Here is an 18,572-nt window from a genome sequence, read left to right as displayed (position 1 = left end):
TTCGTGACCTTTGACCCTAGACCGGGTGTACGGTGCCTTCAAGACTGGGACTAGACGATCAAAGGACGATCTCATGGCCACGCCGCACACCACACCTCAGCGCACGACCGAACTCCGGCTCGCGCGCGCGCGGTGGAGGGCCGACGAATCGGTTCCACTGCTCGATGACGTCATCGCGTTCGCCCGCGTCGCGTATGCGGGGCTGACGGATGCCGCCGGCCACCCGGCCATTGAACATCCGCTTCGCATCATGGAGATGGTGAGCAGTGACGATGCCCGCATCGTCGCGGTGCTACACGACACGCTGCTGCACGAGGCCATTTTGCACGACGAATCGTGCAGTCCGACCCTGGCCCGGGATCTGCGGGCGCTCGTCTCTGACCGGTTGTTGATGGCGGTGGCTGCGTTCTCGCACAGCGGCGACGGCCTCGACGGAATCTCGGCGGAGCTCATCGCGGGGGACCCGATTGCCCGGGAGGTTGAGTTGGCCTGCCTGGCCGATCTCACCGACCCTGACCGCCTCGCCGAGCTCGATGCTTTCTCGCGGCGGCGCCTCGAGGCGAGCTGTGCCGCGTCGGCACGGGCGCTCGGCACCACCCTGCCGGCCGTGCAGGCCGACCAGTGGATCGCCAAGCGCAGCGCCACTCGCGCCCTGCGCGCCGCGGGGGATGACCCCCTGCTGACCACGGAGCTCGGGATGGCCCCGCGCCCGCGGCCACGCAGCCGAGGCTCGCGGGTGTGGACTTTCGCCCGCAACCGCTAGTTCGCCCCGCTCTCGTCCCGCCCGAGTCCCGCTCTCGCGAGGGGCAGGGCGGACTATCCGCCTACAGGGCGGCGGCCCGGCGGTGCCGCAGATGCTGCACGATGCTGATCAGGATGGCGATCGCCATGATCGCGTAGAGCGTCACGGAGATCGGGGATGCGACCAGAATGCCCACGTCGCCCTCTGATACCGCGAGCGCGCGGCGCAACTCGGTCTCGGCGAGGGGTCCGAGAATCGCCGCGATCAGCACCGGGGCCAGCGGAATCGCGAAGCGCCGCATCACAAAGCCGAGCACCCCGATTGCCACGAGCAGCCACAGGTCCTTCATCGATGAGGCAATCGCGTAGACGCCGAACACCGAGAACACGGCCACGCCGGCATACAGGTAGTGCTTGGGCACGAGCAGCAGCTTGGCCCACACCGAGGCGAACGGCAGGTTGATGATCAGCAGAATCACGAGGCCCACGAACAGGCTCGCGAGCAGCGGCCAGACCAGGTCGGCGCTGCGCTCGAAGAGCAGCGGGCCAGGCTGCATGCCGTACTGCTGAAAGGCGGCGAGCATCATGGCGGCCGTCGCCGACGTCGGCAGGCCGAGCGCGAGCAGGGCGCCCATCGCGGTACCGGCGGTGGCGTTGCCGGCCGCTTCGGGTCCGGCCACGCCCTGGATCGCTCCGCGACCGCCGAACATCGTGTCGCCGCGCCGCTTGGCGAGCTTCTTCTCGGTGCCGTAGGCGAGGAACGTGGGTACCTCGGAGCCGCCCACCGGAATCGCACCGAACGGCAGGCCGAAGCTGGTGCCGCGCAAGAATGCCGGCAGCGCCTGCTTGAACTCGCGCCAGTTGAGGTACGGCGAGCCCTGCGTGGTGACCCGCGTGGCGGAACCTTCGCGGTGGATGCGCGAGGCCACGTGCAGCACCTCGCCCATGGCGAGCAAGCCCACCGTGACGACGATGATCGAGATGCCGTCGAAGAATTCCGGCATGCCGAGGGTGAACCGGGCGGCGCCACTCTGGCCATCGATGCCGACCATGGCGAGCGCAAGTCCGATGCCGAGTGCGATCAGGCCGCGCACGACCGACTCGGCAACAACGGCCGAGATCGCCACGAACGCGAATGCCGCGAGGGCGAAGTATTCGGCCGGCCCGAACAGGGTGGCGAGGCGCACGAGGTAGGGCGAGAAGAACACGACGAGGGTCGTGGCGATCATGCCGCCCATGAAGGCGCCGATCGCGGCTGTGCCGAGTGCCTTGGCCGCGCGCCCGTCTTTGGCCATGCGATGGCCCTCGAACGAGGTCGCAATCGCCGAGCTGTTGCCGGGCGTATTCAAGAGGATGCCGCTGGTCGAGTCCCCGAACAGGCCACCGAAGTAGATGCTCGCGAACATGATGAACGCGCCGGTCGGATCGAGGCTGAACGTGACGGGCAGCAGCAGGGCCACGGCCATCGCCGAACCGAGCCCCGGCAGCACGCCGACGGCGGTGCCGAGTACCGCGCCGATGACCAGAAAGACCAGGTTCATCGGGGTGAGGGCGACCGAGAAGCCCTCGAGCAGGTTGCCTAGCTGATCCATGAGAAGACTCCCGTCAGAATTCCCGAAGGAAGGGTCAGGCCGAGACCGGCCGAAAATGCGAGCTGCATGCACGAGGAGAAAATCAGCGAGACGCCAATGTCAAACACCGGGCGCCTGCTGCCGAGGGCCCGGGCGAGTGCCCAGAACAACGCGGCGGCGGAGAGCAGCCAGCCGACGGGCTGCAGAATGAGCACGAAGACGATCACGCACGCGAGCACGATGCCGGTGGTCTTCCAGTCGGTCAGGCCGATCTTCGCGGTGGTCTTGGGGTGAACGGTCGACCGGATCACGCGAATCTCGCTCGTGGTGTCGATGTCGCCGACGTCGTTCAGTAGGTCGCTTGAGACGCCGACCCGGCTGGAGTTGCTGTCGCCGTCAATCGGGCGGGGAGCCCGCACGACCTGCACCGCCAGCAGCACCGCGAGCACGTAGAGCAGTGCGGCCACGATGGTGGGAAAGAAGGTCGGGCCGGGGGCGCCGGCACCGTCGGGTATATCCATCGTCACGATGCCGATGGTCAGAAACACGGCGATGCCCAGGGTCAGGGCTGCCACGACGAGCTCGCTGCGGCCGGCCAGCCATGACTGCGGTGACCCGGTGGGTGAAGCGGATGCCGCGGCATCCGTCACCGTGCCGGCCGCCGGATGGAACCTGCTCTCGTTCCCGGTGCTCGCGTTCCCGGTGTTGTCAGTCCCGGTGTTGTCAGTCACAGGCCGAGCTCCTCAACGATGGATGCGACGCGGAGACTTTCCGTGTCGATGAAGTCCTGAAATTCGCCGTCGGTGGCGTAGCTGTCGCTCCAGCGGTTGCGGGACATGGCGTCATCCCATTCCGGGGTGGCGTGCATCTCGGTGACGATGTCGACGAGTTCCTGGCGGGCCTCCTCGCTGATGCCGGGGGGCGCCGCGTAGCCGCGCCAGTTCGACATCTCCACGTCGTAGCCGGACTCGATGAACGTGGGCACCTCGATGCCCTCGACGGGTTCGGCGGCCGAAGTGCCGAGGGCACGTACGGAACCGGCCTCGATCTGGTCGCGGAAGTCGTTGTAGCTGGAGATTCCGGCCGAGGCGGTGTTGGAGAGCAGGGAAGTCAGCACCTCGCCGCCGCCGGCATAGGCGACGTAGTTGACCGCGGCGGGATCAATGCCGATTTCCCGGCCCAGCAGGCCGCTCAGCAGGTGATCGATGCTGCCGAGGGAGCCGCCGGCGATGGCGGTTCCACCCGGATCGGCGGCCCAGGCGGCCGTGAACTCATCGATGGTCTCATACGGTGAGTCCTTGGGTACGACGAGCACGTTGTAATCGTCGGCGACCCGGGCGATGAGCGTCACGTCGTCGAAGGACACGTCGGCCGTCGACAGCTCGATGCCGCCCATCATGGCCGCACCGGTGGCCAGCAGCAGGTCTTCGCGACCGTCCATCTGGGCGACCTGGCCGAGGCCGATCGTGCCGCCCGCGCCGGGAACGTTGATCACCCGGGCGTTATTGACGATGCCGTTCGCGCGCAGCGCCTGCTGCGACTCGCGGGCAAAGCCGTCCCAGCCGCCGCCGGGGGCAGCGGGGGCCAGCAGAGTGAGCTTGCTGCGGGCGGTGGCGCCGCCACCGGCCGAGCTGGCATTGGCGGTGGCGGCAAGCACCAGCACCGCGGTCACGGCCGCGAATGCGACCGTGAGAATCGTTTTTTTCATGCACGAATCCCTTTCTACGGGCGACATCGTTGTTGCCGCAGGAGTGGGGTCAACCCTGCCATCGGCATCGAGCGACTAGTCTCAAAACAGTAGTTGTGGACTTAGATGCACTCTGGGAGAACGAACAAGAGCACGAACAACGGCACGGGGCACGGGGCACGGGGCACGAACAACGGCACGAGGCACGGCACGAATCGATGGGCGCAGCGGGAGCAGAATGATCTGGAAGCGACGCGGCATGCTGCTGCTCGTGCAGGTTCTGATCGTCACCGTGTGCGTGAGCGTGACGAGTGTTGTTGCGGTCAGCGTGCAGCAGCGCCTGCTGCAGGACCGCACCGTGGACCGCGTCACCGCCGTGGCCGAGAGCCTCGCCGGACTGCCCGCCGTGATCGAGGCCATCGAGGCCATCGAGGCCATCGAGGCCAGCGAGGCCAGCGAGGCCAGCGAGGCCAGTGCCAGCCCCGACACGAGTGCCGCGACCGAGGCGCTGCAGCCCCTGGCCGAAATCGTGCGGCAGGCCTCGGGGGTCGACTACATCGTGATCACCGACGCCCGGGGCATCCGTCTGACCCATCCGACACCGGATGCCCGCGGTCGACCGGTCTCGACCGATGCGTCGCGGGTGCTGCAGGGGGAGACGTTCGTCGGAGTGGAGCAGGGCACCCTCGGGCTGACCCTGCGCGCCAAGGTACCCGTCTGGGCGCTCTCGTCCGAGTCGGCTGCCGCAGCGCCGAGTACCGCAGCTCCGAGTACCGCAACGCCGAGTCCCGCACCGTCGAGTCCCGCAACGACCGACGCCGCGATCATCGGTACCGTGTCGGTTGGCCTGCTGCAGAGTCACGTCGCGGCCGACCTCAACGAGGGAGTGCTGCAGCTGGCACCCTGGGTGCTTGGATCGTTGATCCTGGGCATTCTGGCGGCGGCAGCCGTGAACCGAGTGGTGAGTCGGCGGTTCGCGCGGCTCGAGGCCGACAGCCGTGAACTCGACGTGCAGCGGCGCCTCGCCGTCGAACTCGGCAGTCAGACCCATGAATTCACCAATCGCCTGCACGTGGTGTACGGGCTGGTGGAGGGCGGGGAACCGCGCGAGGCGCTCGACTACATCGGCTCGCTCGTGCCGGTCGCCGGGGCTGCCGCGGCTGCCGGGGCTGCCGGGGCTGACGCGCCAGACGAGGCCGAGCTGGTCGGGATTCCGCGAACGATCGAGTCCCTGGGCCTGCGCGCGACGCTGGCGGCCCAGCTCGCCACGGTGACGGCGCGCGGGGGCAGGTTCCTGCTCGACGCCGAGTGCTCCGCGCCCGCTGCCCACGTCGACGACGAGCAGGTCACTGTGACCGCCAATCTGGTGCGGAACGCCGTCGATGCCGTGTCCACGCTCGGCCCGAGCGCCCGGGTCGAGGTGCGCGTGTGTGCCGATGCACATGGTTTCGCGCTCACCGTGAGCGACAACGGCCCCGGCCTTGACGCGGGACTGCGTTCCCGGGTGTTCGAGCGCGGCTTCAGCACCAAGCTCCGCGAACGGCGCAGCGGGGTCGACATTCCCCGCGGGGTGGGGCTGGCGCTCGTGCGTGAGATCGTGCTGCGTCGCGGTGGCGCCATCGACGTCGGGAGTTCAGAAGCCGGCGGTGCCCGCTTTCAGGTCAGGCTGCCCGCCGTTGGTGTACCTCGCCACGAGTGCGCACCGGCCGAAACGGCACGTCGATGACGCGCCCGGTGACCGGCATTCGCGCTCTTATCGTCGAGGATGACGCATCCGTCTCGCGCCTGCACGTGCGCTACCTCGAGGGGGTCGGCGGTTTCACCGTGCTGGGGACAGCGGTAACCGGGGCCGAGGCCGTGGCCTTCGTGACCCAGAACGAGGTGGATCTCGTGCTGCTCGACATGCACCTGCCCGACTTCAGCGGCATCGAGGTGCTGCATCGGCTGCGGGCGCTGACCTTCGACAACGTCGACGTCATCGTCGTCAGCTCCGCGACGGAGGCCGTGACCGTACGTCAGGCCGCAGCGGCAAGCGTCGAGGACTACCTGGTCAAACCCTTTTCCCGGGCGATCTTCGACCTGCGCCTCGCGGCATACCGGGCACGGTTCGCGGCGCGGGCGCTGAGCGACACCGGGCAGATTCCGCTGCGCCAGGTCGACATCGACCGGCTGATTGCCGGCCGGGTGCCCGGACCTGGCGCGGGCTCTGGCGCGGGCTTTGGCTCTGGCCCTGGCTCTGGCCCCGCGACGCGGCCGATCGGCCAGACCTCGGAGCTCGCGGCGATGCCCAAGGGGCTTTCGGCACCGACCGTCGAGCTCATTCTGCGGGCACTGCGCGCCCAGGAGGTGAGCACCGCCGTTCAGGTGGCCACGGGCTGCGGCCTCGCCAGAGGCACGGCCCGCCGCTACCTGGACTTTCTGCGGCAGGCCGGCCTCGTCGACGTCACCCATCGGTACGGCGCCCGCGGACGCCCCGAACTGCTCTACAGCGTGACCCCCGCCGCGCGTCACGGCTGAGAGACGATCTCGCACCCTTGCCGGGCGTCGATGTCGATGTCGATGTCTATGTCGATAAGTGACAGCTGTGAGCGAGCAATCCTGCTATAGCGGGGTCGCGGCCTCACAGCTGTCACGTATCGACACGGCGACCCAGAACCGAGCGGGCCGGGAGCTACGAGACGGGCCCCGCGGCCGCGCACAGGGCACGCACCGCAGCGAGCGGAATCGGCAGCCAGGCCGGCCGGTTGCGGGTCTCGTAGACCGTCTCGTAGACGGCCTTGTCGAGTTCAAACGCGTCGAGCAGGGCGCCGCGAGCCAGCAGGTCCTGCCCGCTCGCCGCGGCGTATCCCTCGAGAAACGCTGTGCGGCACTCCGATGCCCAGTGTGCGATGGCGGCCGGGTCGTGATCGGCATAGTCCATGGCGATCGTGCTCGCCGCGTAGGCGAACGAGCGCAGCATTCCGGCCACGTCGCGCAGGGCAACATCCGGTCGCACCCGCTCGCTCAGGGGTTTCAGCGGTTCACCCTCGAAGTCGACGAGCGCCCAGCCGCGCCCGGGCACGTTGAGCACTTGGCCCAGATGATAGTCACCGTGGATGCGCTGCAGCGCCGGCCACTCGGCGGTCTGCGCTCGGTCGAAAATGCGGTCGACGGATGCGGCATGCTCGGCCAGCTGCGGAACCTCGCGCACCGCGGCCCGGTAGCGTTGCCGCATTCCGGTGATCGTGGCCGCACTGATCTCGGGGGTGACGGCCAGGCTCGGCATCACTCGGGCCAGGTCGAAGTGCACCTTCGCGGTGGCGGCGCCGAGGCTGCGGGCCTGGGCGCTGAAGTCGGTGCCGGCCTCGGCCGCGGTGAGGGCGGTGCGCCAGGCGTCCTCGACGCCCGGCAGAAACTCCTGCGCGAAGGCGAGGTGGCCGCTGACTCTCTCGTCGTCGATGTCGATCCAATGGCCGCTGATGTTGCCGATCGGCTGCGGTACGAGGTCGGATCCGCCGCGGGCGAGCGCCGTCTGCACCGCCACGTCGGGGTTCTCGCCGGCGTGCAGGGCGCGGAAGACCTTGCAGATGACGGGCGCTGCCGGGAGGCCCGCGGCATCCGTCAGATCGTAAATGATCGAGGTGTTTGACTGCTCGCCGCGCAACACCCGGCTGCCGGTCACGGAGTGGGCGGTGGCACCGGGTTCGCACTGACCGGCCGCGTCGGCCTGGCGGTCGTCGGCCACGGGGGAGACTTCGCCCCGCAGCATGAGGCCCAGCAGGGCCTCCGTGTAGGCCGGATCGTGCGGAGCGTCGTAGACGTAACCGGTGCCGGCGTCGGGGGTGCCGGGGTCGAGGGTGCCGGAGCCGATGGTGCCGGAGCCGATGGTGCCGGAATTGATCAGGGCGGACTCTGCTCCGGGAAGGGGGCTGGTGCGCTCGGTCAGCGGTAGCTGGTAGAGCGTGCGTTCCGGGCCCGCTCCCTCGCTCGGCGCCGACGAGTCGTACACCAGAGAGGTACGGATGCGCACGCCCGGCACCGACGTGGGCAACGACCATTCGCCGATGCTCTGCAGCACCGGAACCGTCCCTTTGCTCGCGAACCAGCGTTGCCGAGCCACCCACTCATTGAGGTAGGGCGGCAGGGCATGTGCAGACGTGCCGTTGACGGTCATGCCCACATGGTACGCGAGGCCGGTGGCCAGCAGGAGGTTACCGGCAGGTGGTGACGAGAGCCGGACTAGGGCGTCACAATGTGGTGGGCTTGTCCGTCGGCTTCGCGGGGTCTGCGGGGTTCGCCGAGTTCGCCGAGTTCGCCGAGTTCGCGGGATCGGACGCGGGCGGGTCGCTGCGAATCTCAGACTTGAAGATCTTCATCGACTGGCCCAGGCTGCGAGCCAGGGCCGGAAGCTTGGGCGCGCCGAAGAGCAGCAGCACGATGAAGAGGATGACGATGAAGTGCCATCCGGTGAGATTGCTGAGCATGAACGGGGCTCCTCGGGTCTACGGTTTCGGCACGGTCCAGCCGAAATCATTCGCCAGTGTACCCGGCCAGTGTGGGAGGAGACTCAGCGTGGCAGCGGCATCAGGTCGCTGGCTGACCGGTCGCTGGCGTGCAGGTCGTTGCCGAGCAACTCGGCGAACCGCGGCGAGGGTTCCACCCCGAGTTCGCTGCCCAGGCTGCGCCGAAACTCCCGATAGGCCCGCAGCGCCGAGGCGTGGTTGTCTTCCGCGAGGTGGCCGCGCACCAGGATGAGTTGTGCGCTCTCCCGCAGCGGGTCGATGGCCGTAGCCGCCCTGGCGGCTCCGATGGCCGGGCCGAGATCGCTGTGCCGCAGATGGTGGCGGGCGAGGGCCTCGAGCGCTTCGATGCGTTGCTGCTGCAACCGGTCCTGCTCGCGCAGCACCCAGTCCTCATACCAACCCGGCAGCAGATCAGCCGCGCGCAACACCTCGGCCGCGTCGCCGGGCACGGCGAGGTGTGCGGCGGGGCGGGCCGCGGCATCCGTGATCTCGTCGATGAGGTGACGCACCGCGTGCAGGTCAACGATCACCGTGGGTTCCAGCTGCAGAGGATCGCACGGCCGCACGAGGGCCGGCAGGTCATGCGCGATGCGAAACAGGCTCGCGCGCAGGTTGCCCGCGGCCTGAACCTCGCTGCTGTCGGGCCAGAGCAGCCCCGCCACGACGTGACGCGAACGAGCCCCCAACAGGGCGAGGGCGGAGATCAGGCGTTTCTGCCGCGCTCCAACCTCTACGGCCTGCTCATTCCGCCGTAATTGCCAACAGCCGAGCACAGTCAAATTCCAAGCCGGTGCCTGTCGCGCTCCCATGCTGACATGGTGGCGAGGTCTCGGTGCCTTGTCAATGTGCTCGTCGGGGTCGACAATGTCCGTGTCGAGAACGTCGGTGTCGAGACCGACAGCGAATCGAGAACCTCGGCATCGAGAGGAAATCATGACCAGTCTCGCCGTGTGTGTCGGAATCAACGAGTTCGAAAACCTCCCCACCCACAGCTGGCTCAACGGCTGCGTCAATGACGCCGACGACATCGTGTCGCTGCTTACCCGTCACTATGGGTTCAGCGACACAGACATCACCCGGCTCACCGATTCGGCCGCCACCAAATCGGCGGTGATGGGGGCCCTGACCGATGCGATGGGCCGCGTGCGCACGGGCGAGGCGACCCAGCTGGTGTTCTCCTTTTCCAGCCACGGTACCCAGGTGCCCGACTCGAACGCCGACGAATCGGACAGCGTCGACGAAGCTTTCGTGACCTACGACATGCGCCAGTCGGGCGATAACTGGGACCCGACGACGCTCATTGTCGACGATGAGCTGCACGACCTGTTCGCGCTGCTGCCCGAGAATGCGCTGCTTGACGTGATCCTCGACACCTGCCACAGCGGCACGGGGCTGCGTGCGATCGATCTGTTGCCCAGTCGGCGCCCGCGGTTCGTGCCGCCACCGACGCCGGTCGCGGTCGAACGCGCCGAGGCCGCCAACTCGCGGTCGTTCCGTGATCTGGTGCGCGCGGCGACCGACACCGGCGACACCGGCGAGCAGGGAGCCGGGCACCCGGCCCTGTTCGCAGCCTGTCGCTCCAACCAGACCGCGGCCGACGCCAACTTTGGCGGTCGGTACAGTGGAGCTTTCACCCACTTTCTGATTCAGGCCCTGCTCGCCAATCCCTACCTCACCCGTGCCGACATCCTCACGCAGGTGAACACGGATTTGCGGGCCGAGAAGTTCACGCAGCGGGCTCAGCTCGAAGCCCCGGCCGCCGGAAAGCGGATGCCGTGGGGCAGCCCGTTCGCCCGCGCCGGGTCCCCGGCACCCGTGCGAGCGGAGAGGCCGGTACGCACGCTGGGGCCCGTGCGAACGGACAAGCCGGCCCGCGACGACCGCAACTAGCCTGTTCTCGTGAGCGGTAAAGAGCTGCCGAAGGCCTGAGTAAAGAGTTGTCGAAGGCCTGAGTAGACGGCTGCTAGTTCACGGGGCGGTTGGCGCGGTGGTTTTGGGCGGGCCGCCACGTTTGGCTCGGATCAATCCAGGCCGGGCCGAGTACTTCGGGCCTTCCGTGGGTCATGCGGATCTGCCAACCCGAGGTGTCGATGGCGTGGTGATGTCGATAACAGAGGCACACCCCGTTGGCGACTTCGGTTTTGCCGCCCTGGGCGTAGCTTTTCACGTGGTGCAGTTCGGTCCAGTACGCCGGGATGTCGCAACCGGAGATGATGCAGCCGCCATCGCGAGACATGATCGCTTTCGTCATCGCCGGGGAGAACGCCCGCCGTTTATCGCCAACTCGGAGGACCTCATTGTTCGGGCCGAACAGGATGGGGATGAATCCGCCGCTGCAGAGGGCCTGGTCGACGGTCGTGAGTGAGACCGGGGCTTCGACTCCGTCGATCCAGCCGACGCCGCGGCCGGCGTTGAGATCGACCGCGTTGACGTGCACCGTGACGGTGGGGGCGGAGCCGCCCATCACTCCGGCTTTGGGGTCGCGGGCGGCTTCACGGACCATGTCGCGCAGAATGTCGGCCCGCTTTTCCCCGGCGGGGCGACGGTCGATATCAACGGCGTCGGTGTCAGGCACGACCTCGGACCCGTCTGGCCCTTCTGACCCGTCGGACCCGTCGGTCCCGGCCATGTCGGTCTGTCCGGCGGTGGGCAGAAACTTCACCGTCGCCGTCGCCGTCGCCCGCGCCGACAGCCGCGACGCGAAATACGTCTCGAACTCGCCGCGCAGGTCGGGGGTGACGCCGCCGAAGATTCGGTACAGGCCTCGTTCGAATGAGCCGAAGCTGATGCTGCTCTTGGCCTCCCGGGCCTCTTCCTGGGGTGCGATGCCGTCGGGGTCGAGTCGGGCCTGCCACTCATGTACCAGCACTCGCATCCGATCGGCCGGCAACGCGATACCGGCACCGGGGAGACCCTCGGTGTCGTCGTTGAGGGCACCCGTCGCATTGGCGACGAGCACTCGTTCGGCGAGGTGCAGATCCGAGGGGTCGGCCTGCCGGATCACCTCCTGCAAGCCTTTCACGATGATCTCGGCCGAGTCCACGCCAATCTCCCCGGCAGCCAGTGCCGCACTCACGGTGGGAAACACCGCCGGTCGCAACTGTCCCACCTCAGGCCGCACACCGGTCAGCGCTCCGAGGCTGATGCGTCGCTTCACTTCCCGCACTGACACGTGGGTGACACTCATGATCAGGTCGAGCTTGCCCGTGCACCCCATGCGCTCAGACAGGGTGTCGGTGCCGCCGTCGTACTCGACGTCAGCACGGCGGGCAACATCCGCTGTTGAGGCAACGCGGGCACCATCGACGCGGCGGCCGAGCTGCTCGAGCCCATCAAGAAGGGCGAGGGACTCGTCATCGGCGACCAGCGGGAAGACGAGCCCTTCGAGAGCGTCGGCGAGTTGCTCGGTGATGTGGGCGAGGCGTGAAACCGGATTGTGGTCGGCATCTGTGTCCGACGGGAGTGTCTGTGACATATTCTCAGTTTACTCCTGAATGAAGACAAATACCAGAGAAACTCAAGAACTTTTTCTGACTCTGGTATTTATCGACACCCCGAGTAGCGGCCTGTTCGGCCGGTTGATCGTGCTGCACCAGCTCCCACGGTCGGAGTCTGAAACGCATCTTTTCAACCCGAGCCTCTCACCACCAACCGACACTCCACACCCAGGCGGAGGTCGGGCCTATCCCCGCCGGAACGTGGGGGTCGCCGAGTCGCCTGGGTCGCGACAGCCGTTCAGAGCGCGCACTCGGGGCGCTGTCGCGCAACCTCATGCGTCAGTAGTCAGCGGCGCCAGACGAACCCGTCAGGAATGCGGGAACCCGCCTGAGCGCCTGTTTCGCGGTGGTTAACGGCGTTCCATCGCTTGGTGGAACGCCGTTCCAGTGGTCTGTGGGGCGTCGGCGGCATCCGCTACCTCACGGGTGGCGCGCCGGCGAACCGGCGGCGCTATCGATGCGGTCCGTGCAGTCGATGCAGTCGATGCATTTCGAGCAGTTGGCACCGTCGGCGCGAAGGCGGCAAAACTGAGGCGGCCACCCTCGTCGAAGCGCAGCAGACCGCCGCGGCGAATCAGTACTGGTCCGGCGGCGGGCAGTCCCGCCCTGCGGGCCTCGGCTCGGTCGAGCAGAAACTCCTGGGTGAAGGAGGCGCCGATCTCCGAGACGACGAAGCCATCGGGACTGACCCGCACGCTGGGCCGCACCCGGTCGACGGTGATCGAGCGGGCCGGATCGAGTCCGGCCGCTTCGATCAGGGCCGGATTCTCCCAAATCAGGCGCAGCACCTCTTCGGGGTCGCTGCCGAGGGCGGCGAGGCGAATCGGATAGCGCAGCTGCGGCGCCAGGGCTGCCACGTCGACGGGCGTTGCCCGTCGCACTCCGATGGCTGCGAAGGCTTCAACGACGGCGTCGCGGTAGTGGTTGTCGTCGCCGGGCACCAGCTGCTCGTCGGCCGCGAGAATTCCGTGCAGCAGGTCTTCCCAGGTCGTGTCGACGGGCGGCAGGTAGCCCAGGCCGCGCACGAGCATCGTCAGGACTCGGCGGCCGACGATCGCGCCGGCGGAGGCGACCTGCACGAGGCTGGCTCGCCCGCCGGGTCGATCGATGCGTTCCACCCAGAGCCGCACAACCACGGCCAGCAGCGCGTGCACAACCGCCTGGCTGCGGGCGTGCGGGCTCGGCAGGGTGCGCCAGTCATCGGGGATCTCGTCGGTGAGGCTATTGCGGCCGGCGAGGCCGTAGCGGGAGGCGGCGGAGCGGGCGGAGGAGTGGGCGGCGGTGTGGCTGGCGAGGCCGTCGCCGAACCCGAAGAGGCGGCCACGCAGCAGCTCGGTCGTGATGCCGACGAGTGCGGCCTGGTCGGCCACGGGCGGCACCACGCCGGCGAGCAGCTGTTCGACGCGTTCGTCGGCGGCGAACACCGACAGGATCGCGACCAGATCGGCGATGGCCTCGTGCAGCGCCAGCGCGTCGATTCCCGCGTGGGCGTCGGCCCACCGCGGCCGGTAGCCGTCGATAATCGCGTGTGTCACTTCGTGGGCGACAACGTCTCGGAACAGAGCCAACGGCACCCGGCCCGGGCCCTGATCGTCGGCGTAGTGCCCCAAGCGGATGCTTCGCTCGTCACGGTCGTACCCCGAATCGCTCGCGGCGACCTGGTCGTAGGCGAAAATGGAGAGGCGTTTGCCGCCGGCCCAGCCCATCCGCCGCCCCAGCGTGGATTCGAAGACGAACAGCGTCGAGGCGGCCACCGCGTAGACGTGCTGGGCCAGAAAACGACGGTCGGCGAGCAGGTCGACTCGGTGCGGCGATGGTGCGCGGTCGACGCAGCCCCACGGGGGCCGCGGGTCGGCGAGGTCGGCGAGGGCAGGGCGGCGGCGGTGCTGCGGGGCGGTGCCGTTCACCGAGATCGCGAAGCGGGCGCTGAGCATGGTGGCCGCAGAGTGCGCGTCAAGGGTGATGCGCTCGACCGGTACCCGCACGCGGGTCAGCAGCGCACCGTTCGGGCCGGAGGTGTTGGGCCCCTCGGCCAGGGCGGTGAGGGTAATCAGGTCGCTTTCGGTGGGCACGGGAAAACCGTGGTCCTGCCGGGCTTCGCTGTCAAGGTGTGCGGCGATAACACCGGGATAACGCCTCCGTAACGGGTCGCTCGCCAAGCTGGCACCGCATGTGACAACGCGCCCAGGTGAGCACGCCCATGTAGCAGCGAAAGGAGCACCACCATGATTGAGCCCGGATCAGAGAACTTCGCCCGCGGAACCGGACTGCCCCCCGGCAGCGATGTGCTGGAGACGACCGGACGCTTCATCGTCGTCTTCGACGAAAGCGAGGGAGACCCCACGGCCACCCTGCGCAACGCGGGCCTCGGGAACGTCGCGAATTCCCGTGACTTCACCGACCAATCGGTTGACCCGCTCGAGGTCGAGAACGCCGACGCCACCATATTCTCGGAGCTCGGCATCGCCGTGGTGACAGCCGACCGGGGGCAGGCGCGCAGCTTTGCGCACTCGGCCGAGGATCGCGGAACCATCCAGTCGATTTCACCCGAACTCGTGCACCACATCCTGAAGCGGCAGGGCACCCAGACCTCGCCCGGCCAGGGCTCACAGGAACAGGACATGCAGCAGGCCGGCTTGCAGACTGGGACCCGCAGCGGGTTCGGCGCGAACCCGCTCGCTTTCCAGGACACGCCTCAGTTCACCTGGGGTCTGCAGGCGACCGACGTGCCGTCGTCGCCGTGGTCGGGCCGGGGAATTCGGGTCGCGGTGCTCGACACCGGGTTCGACTCGACCCACCCCGACTTCGCGGGGCGCCAGATTACGACGCAGTCGTTCATTCCGAACGAGCAGGCGCAGGACGGCCACGGCCACGGCACCCACTGCATCGGTACCTCGACGGGAACCAACGCCCCGGCGAGCGGTCCGCGCTACGGAATAGCCTATGGCGCCGAAATCTTCGTCGGAAAGGTGCTCAGCAATGCCGGATCTGGCAGTGACGGCGGCATCATCGCCGGCATCAACTGGGCGGTCGCCAACAAGGTGCCGATCATTTCGATGTCGCTCGGCGCCAACGTGTCGCAGGTGCATCCGCCATACACCGCGGCGGGTCGTCGTGCCCTCAACAAGGGATCGCTGATCATCGCTGCCGCCGGCAACAACGCCGCGCGGTCACAGGGCAACTTTGGCTTTGTGGGCGCACCTGCGAACAGCCCGCACATTCTCGCGGTGGCCGCCCTGGAACAGTCCCTGGACGTCGCCAACTTCTCGGCCCGTACCCTGGCGATACGCGGGGGACAGGTGGACATTGCGGGTCCGGGATTCCGGGTGCTGTCCTCGTGGCTGATGCCGGCGAAATACAACACGATCAGCGGTACGAGCATGGCCACGCCGCACATCGCCGGCCTCGCGGCGCTCTGGGCGGAGGCGACCGGTTTTCGAGGTCGCGAACTGTGGGCCACCCTCGTGCAGGAGGGCCAGCGGCTGCTTGCCCCCTCCGTCGACGTGGGATCGGGCCTCGGCCTGGCACCGCAGCGCGGCTCGCGCAGCGTATCGTCGGACGATGATTCACGTTAGCCGCGCGCAACGGGCGGTGCGAATGAAACGGGCGGTGCGACCAAGGAGGGTGTCACCATGCTGAATGTCAGTGTCGTCGTCGACGACGGGCACGCTGACGACCTCGAGCGCGTGGCCGAGCGGCTGCGTGCCAGCGGCATGGCGGTCGATGCCGTGCTGGGCGAGGTCGGCATCATCACGGGCAGTGTGCGGCCGCAAGATCTGGCGGCCGTGCAGGAGGTCGAGGGCGTGGCATCCGTCACCGCCGACCGAACCGTGCGGCTCGAACCCCCGGACTCCGACATCCAGTAGCCCACCCCGCCCCACCCAGTTCCCGCGAGAGCGGGTGAATCGTCGCTGTGACCACGTCACACCGACGATTCACCCGCTCTCGCGGCGCTATGGGGCGGGCTGTGGGGGCGGGGCGGGGCGGTCGGTGATCGTGCCGGTCAGGGCCGCGATCGCGCGCACGACCCGTGGTCTGGCCGCGGCCCAGACCACGATCGTCACGACGAGCGCCCCGGCGAAGATCGCGAAGCCGTGCCAACCCTCGCCGTCTTGAGCCGCATACATGTGATTGAGGTTGCGCAGGGCTCCCGTCGTGAACACCAGAAAAACGTGCACGCTGATGAAGGCGACGAAAAAGAGCATCACGGCGACGTGAAGGGCGCGGGCGACTCGGATCGGAAACAGCGCGCTCATCCGTCGGGACGTCCATGACGGCGAGAGGCGCAGCCCCGTCAGCAGGGCCAGCGGGGCGGCCACGAACACGACCAGAAAGTAGCTGATGGTCTGGAGCGCGTTGTAGTTAATCCAGCCGTTCTCCATCGGCCAGTCGAGCGACGCGTACTGCAGCGCCGCCGACGCTGCGTTCGGAACGATGCTCCAGGTCACCGGCACGAGCCGCAGCCACTGCCCGGTCGCGAACAGCAACACGTAGAACAACACCCCGTTCAGCACCCACAGCGTGTCCCAGCCGAGGTGCAGCCACACGTTCAGACCGATTCTGGTCGGCGGTCGTTTCGTGCGCAACAGGCCGGTGTTCGTGCGCTTCCAAAAACTGGTCGGACGACCGGTGCGGCGAATCTGCCAGCCGGTCCGAATGATGAAGAACAGAAAGAATGCGTTCAGTCCGTGCTGCCAGGCCAGCCACGCGGGAATCCCCACCGGGGCCGAGTCCGGCAGGGTCGTCGTGCCGGGATACACGGCCAGAAACGACTGAACCTCTGGCAGAGAGCGGATGCCGCGCGCCGCCAGCACGACGCCGGCAAACAGCACGAGAGCGGCCGGGACGATCCAGAGCAGTCTGAGCCACCGGTGTGTCGGGGCAATCGCGGAGCCGGAATCCGTGCTGGCCATCGGGCGCTCCATCGTGGGTCGCTGCGTCATCGGCGGACCCGAACGAGTGCTCTCATGACCTTGTTCCTGCGTGCGGTGTCGCGCGTGTGAGGGAAAGTTTCCAGACTGCTTTGCAGCCTAGCGGTCACGACGTTTTCGCCCGGGGTCTGATGACCGTGACAAATTCGGGCGTAACAATCGGCCCGGCAGTTCGCGCAGCGCAGCAGTCTGCGCAGCGCAGCAGTCTGCGCAGCGCAGCAGTTCGCTCAGCGCAGCAGCGACTCGACGCCCCGGCGCATCGTGACGGGGTAGTCGGTTGTGGCCGTGCCGACGCGCACGAGCATCTGCACGGTCGCCCCGTTCGGGGCGTACGCGGCGTGAATCCCGGCATACGGCTCGGCCATCATCGGATACTCCTCGAGCACCTGGCTGATGGGCTGCATCACGAGGCCCAGGCTGCGGGCCCGCAGGCTGAGGGCGCCGTAGAGCATGCCCGCCTCAACCTGTTCGGTGCGGCTGTTTGCCTGGGTGCTGATCAGCGCGTAGGCGGGCGTCGCCGCGGCGGCCGCCGTGGCCATGGCCACGTCGCGGTCGGCCGAACTCTGTGCGCTGTTGATGCTCGGAATCATCGTGAGCGCGCCCTGCATGAGGTATTTCATGAAGCCCGACGTACCCTGTCCCTCCACAGCGAAACCGTACCGCTCGTTGTTTTTCTCGGCCTCGTTCGCGCGGAACAGGCCGGCGGACTCGGCGGCGACATCCGCATTGCCCGATTCGATGGTGCTGCCCCGCACGCCGAAGGCACCGAGTGTGGCCACGTCGGCGGCCTCGGTGACGAGATCAAGACGGGCGACGGATGCATCGGCCGTGGCGGCGAGCGAGCTTACCTGCGCCCTGGTCAACGACTCGTCGCTGTAGGGGCTGCGGTTCGTGTCAGAGAGAAAGAGAGAGTCGAAGTCAGCGGCCATGGCGCCTGCCGCGGTCTCGGTGCCCGCCGCCGCAGGGTTCAGCACGATTCTGGCCACCGCACGAGTCGTCATGCTCGCAGCCAGATCGGCTTCGTCATACTCGCCGTCCGGAAAAAGCTCAATCGCCACGTCAATGCCGAGGTGCGCCGCACCGACAACCAGGTACTGAAGAAAGGCGCCCTGGGAGACCAGTATCTGGCGGGACAGCGGGTCGACGGCGGGGGTCAGGCGGTCGGCGTCGACATAGAGCGAGAACGCGTCGACGTCGGCTGGGTCAAGCTCGATGATCCACGGCTGCATGTTGTGGCTGTTGGGGGCGAGCAGGCCGTAAGCGGCGAGCTGCACCCGGGGGTCGTCGAACTGTGCCGCATAATCGGCGGCCCACGGCTCGAGGTACTTCGGTGTGACGAAGAGGCCACCCACGGTGAGCACGGCCACGAGCAGAATCGCGACCACTCCGACAACGCAACCCGAGACGATCAGTGTGAGGCGGCGCATCCGGTGCCGCTTGCCGCTTCTGATCCGTGTGGCTGGGGCCTGTGTCGTCGGGGTCTGCGGAAGAGGTGCGGGTTGATCGAGGATGCGCTGGGTCATGATGCTTCCATCATCTGGCGGCACGGAACACGGCGTATAGGGCACAACGTCCCGCGCAAAAGCGGATGTACCGGCCCAGCCAGCGACCGGGTACGTGGGGTAGCGTTGCCCGCCCACGCT

At 67.9% G+C, this 18,572-nt stretch carries 16 protein-coding genes; 6 read left to right on the top strand and 10 right to left on the bottom strand.

All coding sequences use genetic code 11. From position 1 onward, the window contains the following. The first annotated feature begins 73 nt into the window (after window positions 1-73). Entirely contained in the window at window positions 74-763 is a 690-nt protein-coding gene (locus E3T55_RS04520; RefSeq protein WP_134518383.1) for a hypothetical protein, read from the top strand. Between the two features lie 61 nt (window positions 764-824). On the opposite strand, the gene E3T55_RS04515 is transcribed toward E3T55_RS04520, so the two are convergent. From E3T55_RS04515 to E3T55_RS04505, 3 genes are read right to left on the bottom strand one after another with little or no spacing between them, the layout of a single operon-like run. Continuing rightward, window positions 825-2,333 carry a tripartite tricarboxylate transporter permease gene (locus E3T55_RS04515; protein ID WP_134518382.1) on the bottom strand — a complete coding sequence of 503 codons (1,509 nt, stop codon included), beginning with the start codon at window positions 2,331-2,333 and terminating at the stop codon, window positions 825-827. Beyond that, the gene (locus E3T55_RS04510) at window positions 2,321-3,043 is read right to left on the bottom strand and encodes a tripartite tricarboxylate transporter TctB family protein (RefSeq protein WP_198418511.1); all 723 of its coding nucleotides are present in this window, start codon (window positions 3,041-3,043) and stop codon (window positions 2,321-2,323) included. The genes E3T55_RS04515 and E3T55_RS04510 overlap by 13 nt, the downstream gene beginning before the upstream one ends. Continuing rightward, entirely contained in the window at window positions 3,040-4,020 is a 981-nt protein-coding gene (locus tag E3T55_RS04505; protein WP_134518381.1) for a Bug family tripartite tricarboxylate transporter substrate binding protein, read from the bottom strand. Before E3T55_RS04505 ends, E3T55_RS04510 begins: the two co-directional genes overlap by 4 nt. Before the next feature lie 217 nt (window positions 4,021-4,237). Between E3T55_RS04505 and E3T55_RS04500 the strand changes: the two genes are divergently transcribed. Both E3T55_RS04500 and E3T55_RS04495 read left to right on the top strand, forming a co-directional pair. Then, the gene (locus tag E3T55_RS04500; protein WP_134518380.1) at window positions 4,238-5,725 is read left to right on the top strand and encodes a sensor histidine kinase; all 1,488 of its coding nucleotides are present in this window, start codon (window positions 4,238-4,240) and stop codon (window positions 5,723-5,725) included. Continuing rightward, window positions 5,722-6,516 (top strand): response regulator transcription factor, encoded by a 795-nt coding sequence (locus E3T55_RS04495; protein ID WP_134518379.1) that lies wholly within the window; start codon window positions 5,722-5,724, stop codon window positions 6,514-6,516. The genes E3T55_RS04500 and E3T55_RS04495 overlap by 4 nt, the downstream gene beginning before the upstream one ends. Before the next feature lie 154 nt (window positions 6,517-6,670). Here E3T55_RS04495 and E3T55_RS04490 read toward each other — a convergent pair whose 3' ends face one another. The 3 genes from E3T55_RS04490 to E3T55_RS04480 form a co-directional block, all read right to left on the bottom strand. Beyond that, entirely contained in the window at window positions 6,671-8,152 is a 1,482-nt protein-coding gene (locus E3T55_RS04490; protein WP_134518378.1) for a maltokinase N-terminal cap-like domain-containing protein, read from the bottom strand. Window positions 8,153-8,225: 73 nt separating this feature from the next. Further along, entirely contained in the window at window positions 8,226-8,462 is a 237-nt protein-coding gene (gene tatA, locus E3T55_RS04485) for a twin-arginine translocase TatA/TatE family subunit (RefSeq protein WP_134518377.1), read from the bottom strand. Between the two features lie 83 nt (window positions 8,463-8,545). Beyond that, the gene (locus E3T55_RS04480) at window positions 8,546-9,274 is read right to left on the bottom strand and encodes an AfsR/SARP family transcriptional regulator (protein ID WP_166791671.1); all 729 of its coding nucleotides are present in this window, start codon (window positions 9,272-9,274) and stop codon (window positions 8,546-8,548) included. 160 nt (window positions 9,275-9,434) lie between these two features. Between E3T55_RS04480 and E3T55_RS04475 the strand changes: the two genes are divergently transcribed. Further along, window positions 9,435-10,391, top strand: coding sequence for a caspase family protein (locus E3T55_RS04475; protein WP_134518375.1), 957 nt, complete (start codon window positions 9,435-9,437; stop codon window positions 10,389-10,391). Window positions 10,392-10,464: 73 nt separating this feature from the next. On the opposite strand, the gene E3T55_RS04470 is transcribed toward E3T55_RS04475, so the two are convergent. Together E3T55_RS04470 and E3T55_RS04465 are read right to left on the bottom strand one after the other, a co-directional pair. Next, the gene (locus E3T55_RS04470) at window positions 10,465-11,976 is read right to left on the bottom strand and encodes an HNH endonuclease signature motif containing protein (RefSeq protein ID WP_134518374.1); all 1,512 of its coding nucleotides are present in this window, start codon (window positions 11,974-11,976) and stop codon (window positions 10,465-10,467) included. A 372-nt stretch (window positions 11,977-12,348) separates the two neighbouring features. Continuing rightward, window positions 12,349-14,070 (bottom strand): gluzincin family metallopeptidase, encoded by a 1,722-nt coding sequence (locus E3T55_RS04465; protein WP_134518373.1) that lies wholly within the window; start codon window positions 14,068-14,070, stop codon window positions 12,349-12,351. 153 nt (window positions 14,071-14,223) lie between these two features. Between E3T55_RS04465 and E3T55_RS04460 the strand changes: the two genes are divergently transcribed. Next, on the top strand, window positions 14,224-15,573 hold the full coding sequence (locus E3T55_RS04460; protein WP_134518372.1) for a S8 family serine peptidase: 1,350 nt from the start codon (window positions 14,224-14,226) through the stop codon (window positions 15,571-15,573). A 57-nt stretch (window positions 15,574-15,630) separates the two neighbouring features. Beyond that, entirely contained in the window at window positions 15,631-15,864 is a 234-nt protein-coding gene (locus tag E3T55_RS04455; RefSeq protein WP_134518371.1) for a ketohydroxyglutarate aldolase, read from the top strand. 87 nt (window positions 15,865-15,951) lie between these two features. On the opposite strand, the gene E3T55_RS04450 is transcribed toward E3T55_RS04455, so the two are convergent. Together E3T55_RS04450 and E3T55_RS04445 are read right to left on the bottom strand one after the other, a co-directional pair. Beyond that, window positions 15,952-16,941 (bottom strand): cytochrome b/b6 domain-containing protein, encoded by a 990-nt coding sequence (locus E3T55_RS04450; RefSeq protein ID WP_420897969.1) that lies wholly within the window; start codon window positions 16,939-16,941, stop codon window positions 15,952-15,954. Between the two features lie 215 nt (window positions 16,942-17,156). Next, window positions 17,157-18,452: an Acg family FMN-binding oxidoreductase gene (locus E3T55_RS04445; protein WP_134518370.1), complete on the bottom strand. Its 1,296-nt coding sequence runs from the start codon at window positions 18,450-18,452 to the stop codon at window positions 17,157-17,159. Window positions 18,453-18,572: the final 120 nt, after the last annotated feature.

Origin of the sequence: Cryobacterium frigoriphilum (assembly GCF_004403305.1) — a bacterium.
In the GTDB taxonomy this organism is placed as follows: Bacteria; Actinomycetota; Actinomycetes; order Actinomycetales; family Microbacteriaceae; genus Cryobacterium; species Cryobacterium frigoriphilum.
This window is presented reverse-complemented; position numbering and strand designations above follow the sequence as displayed.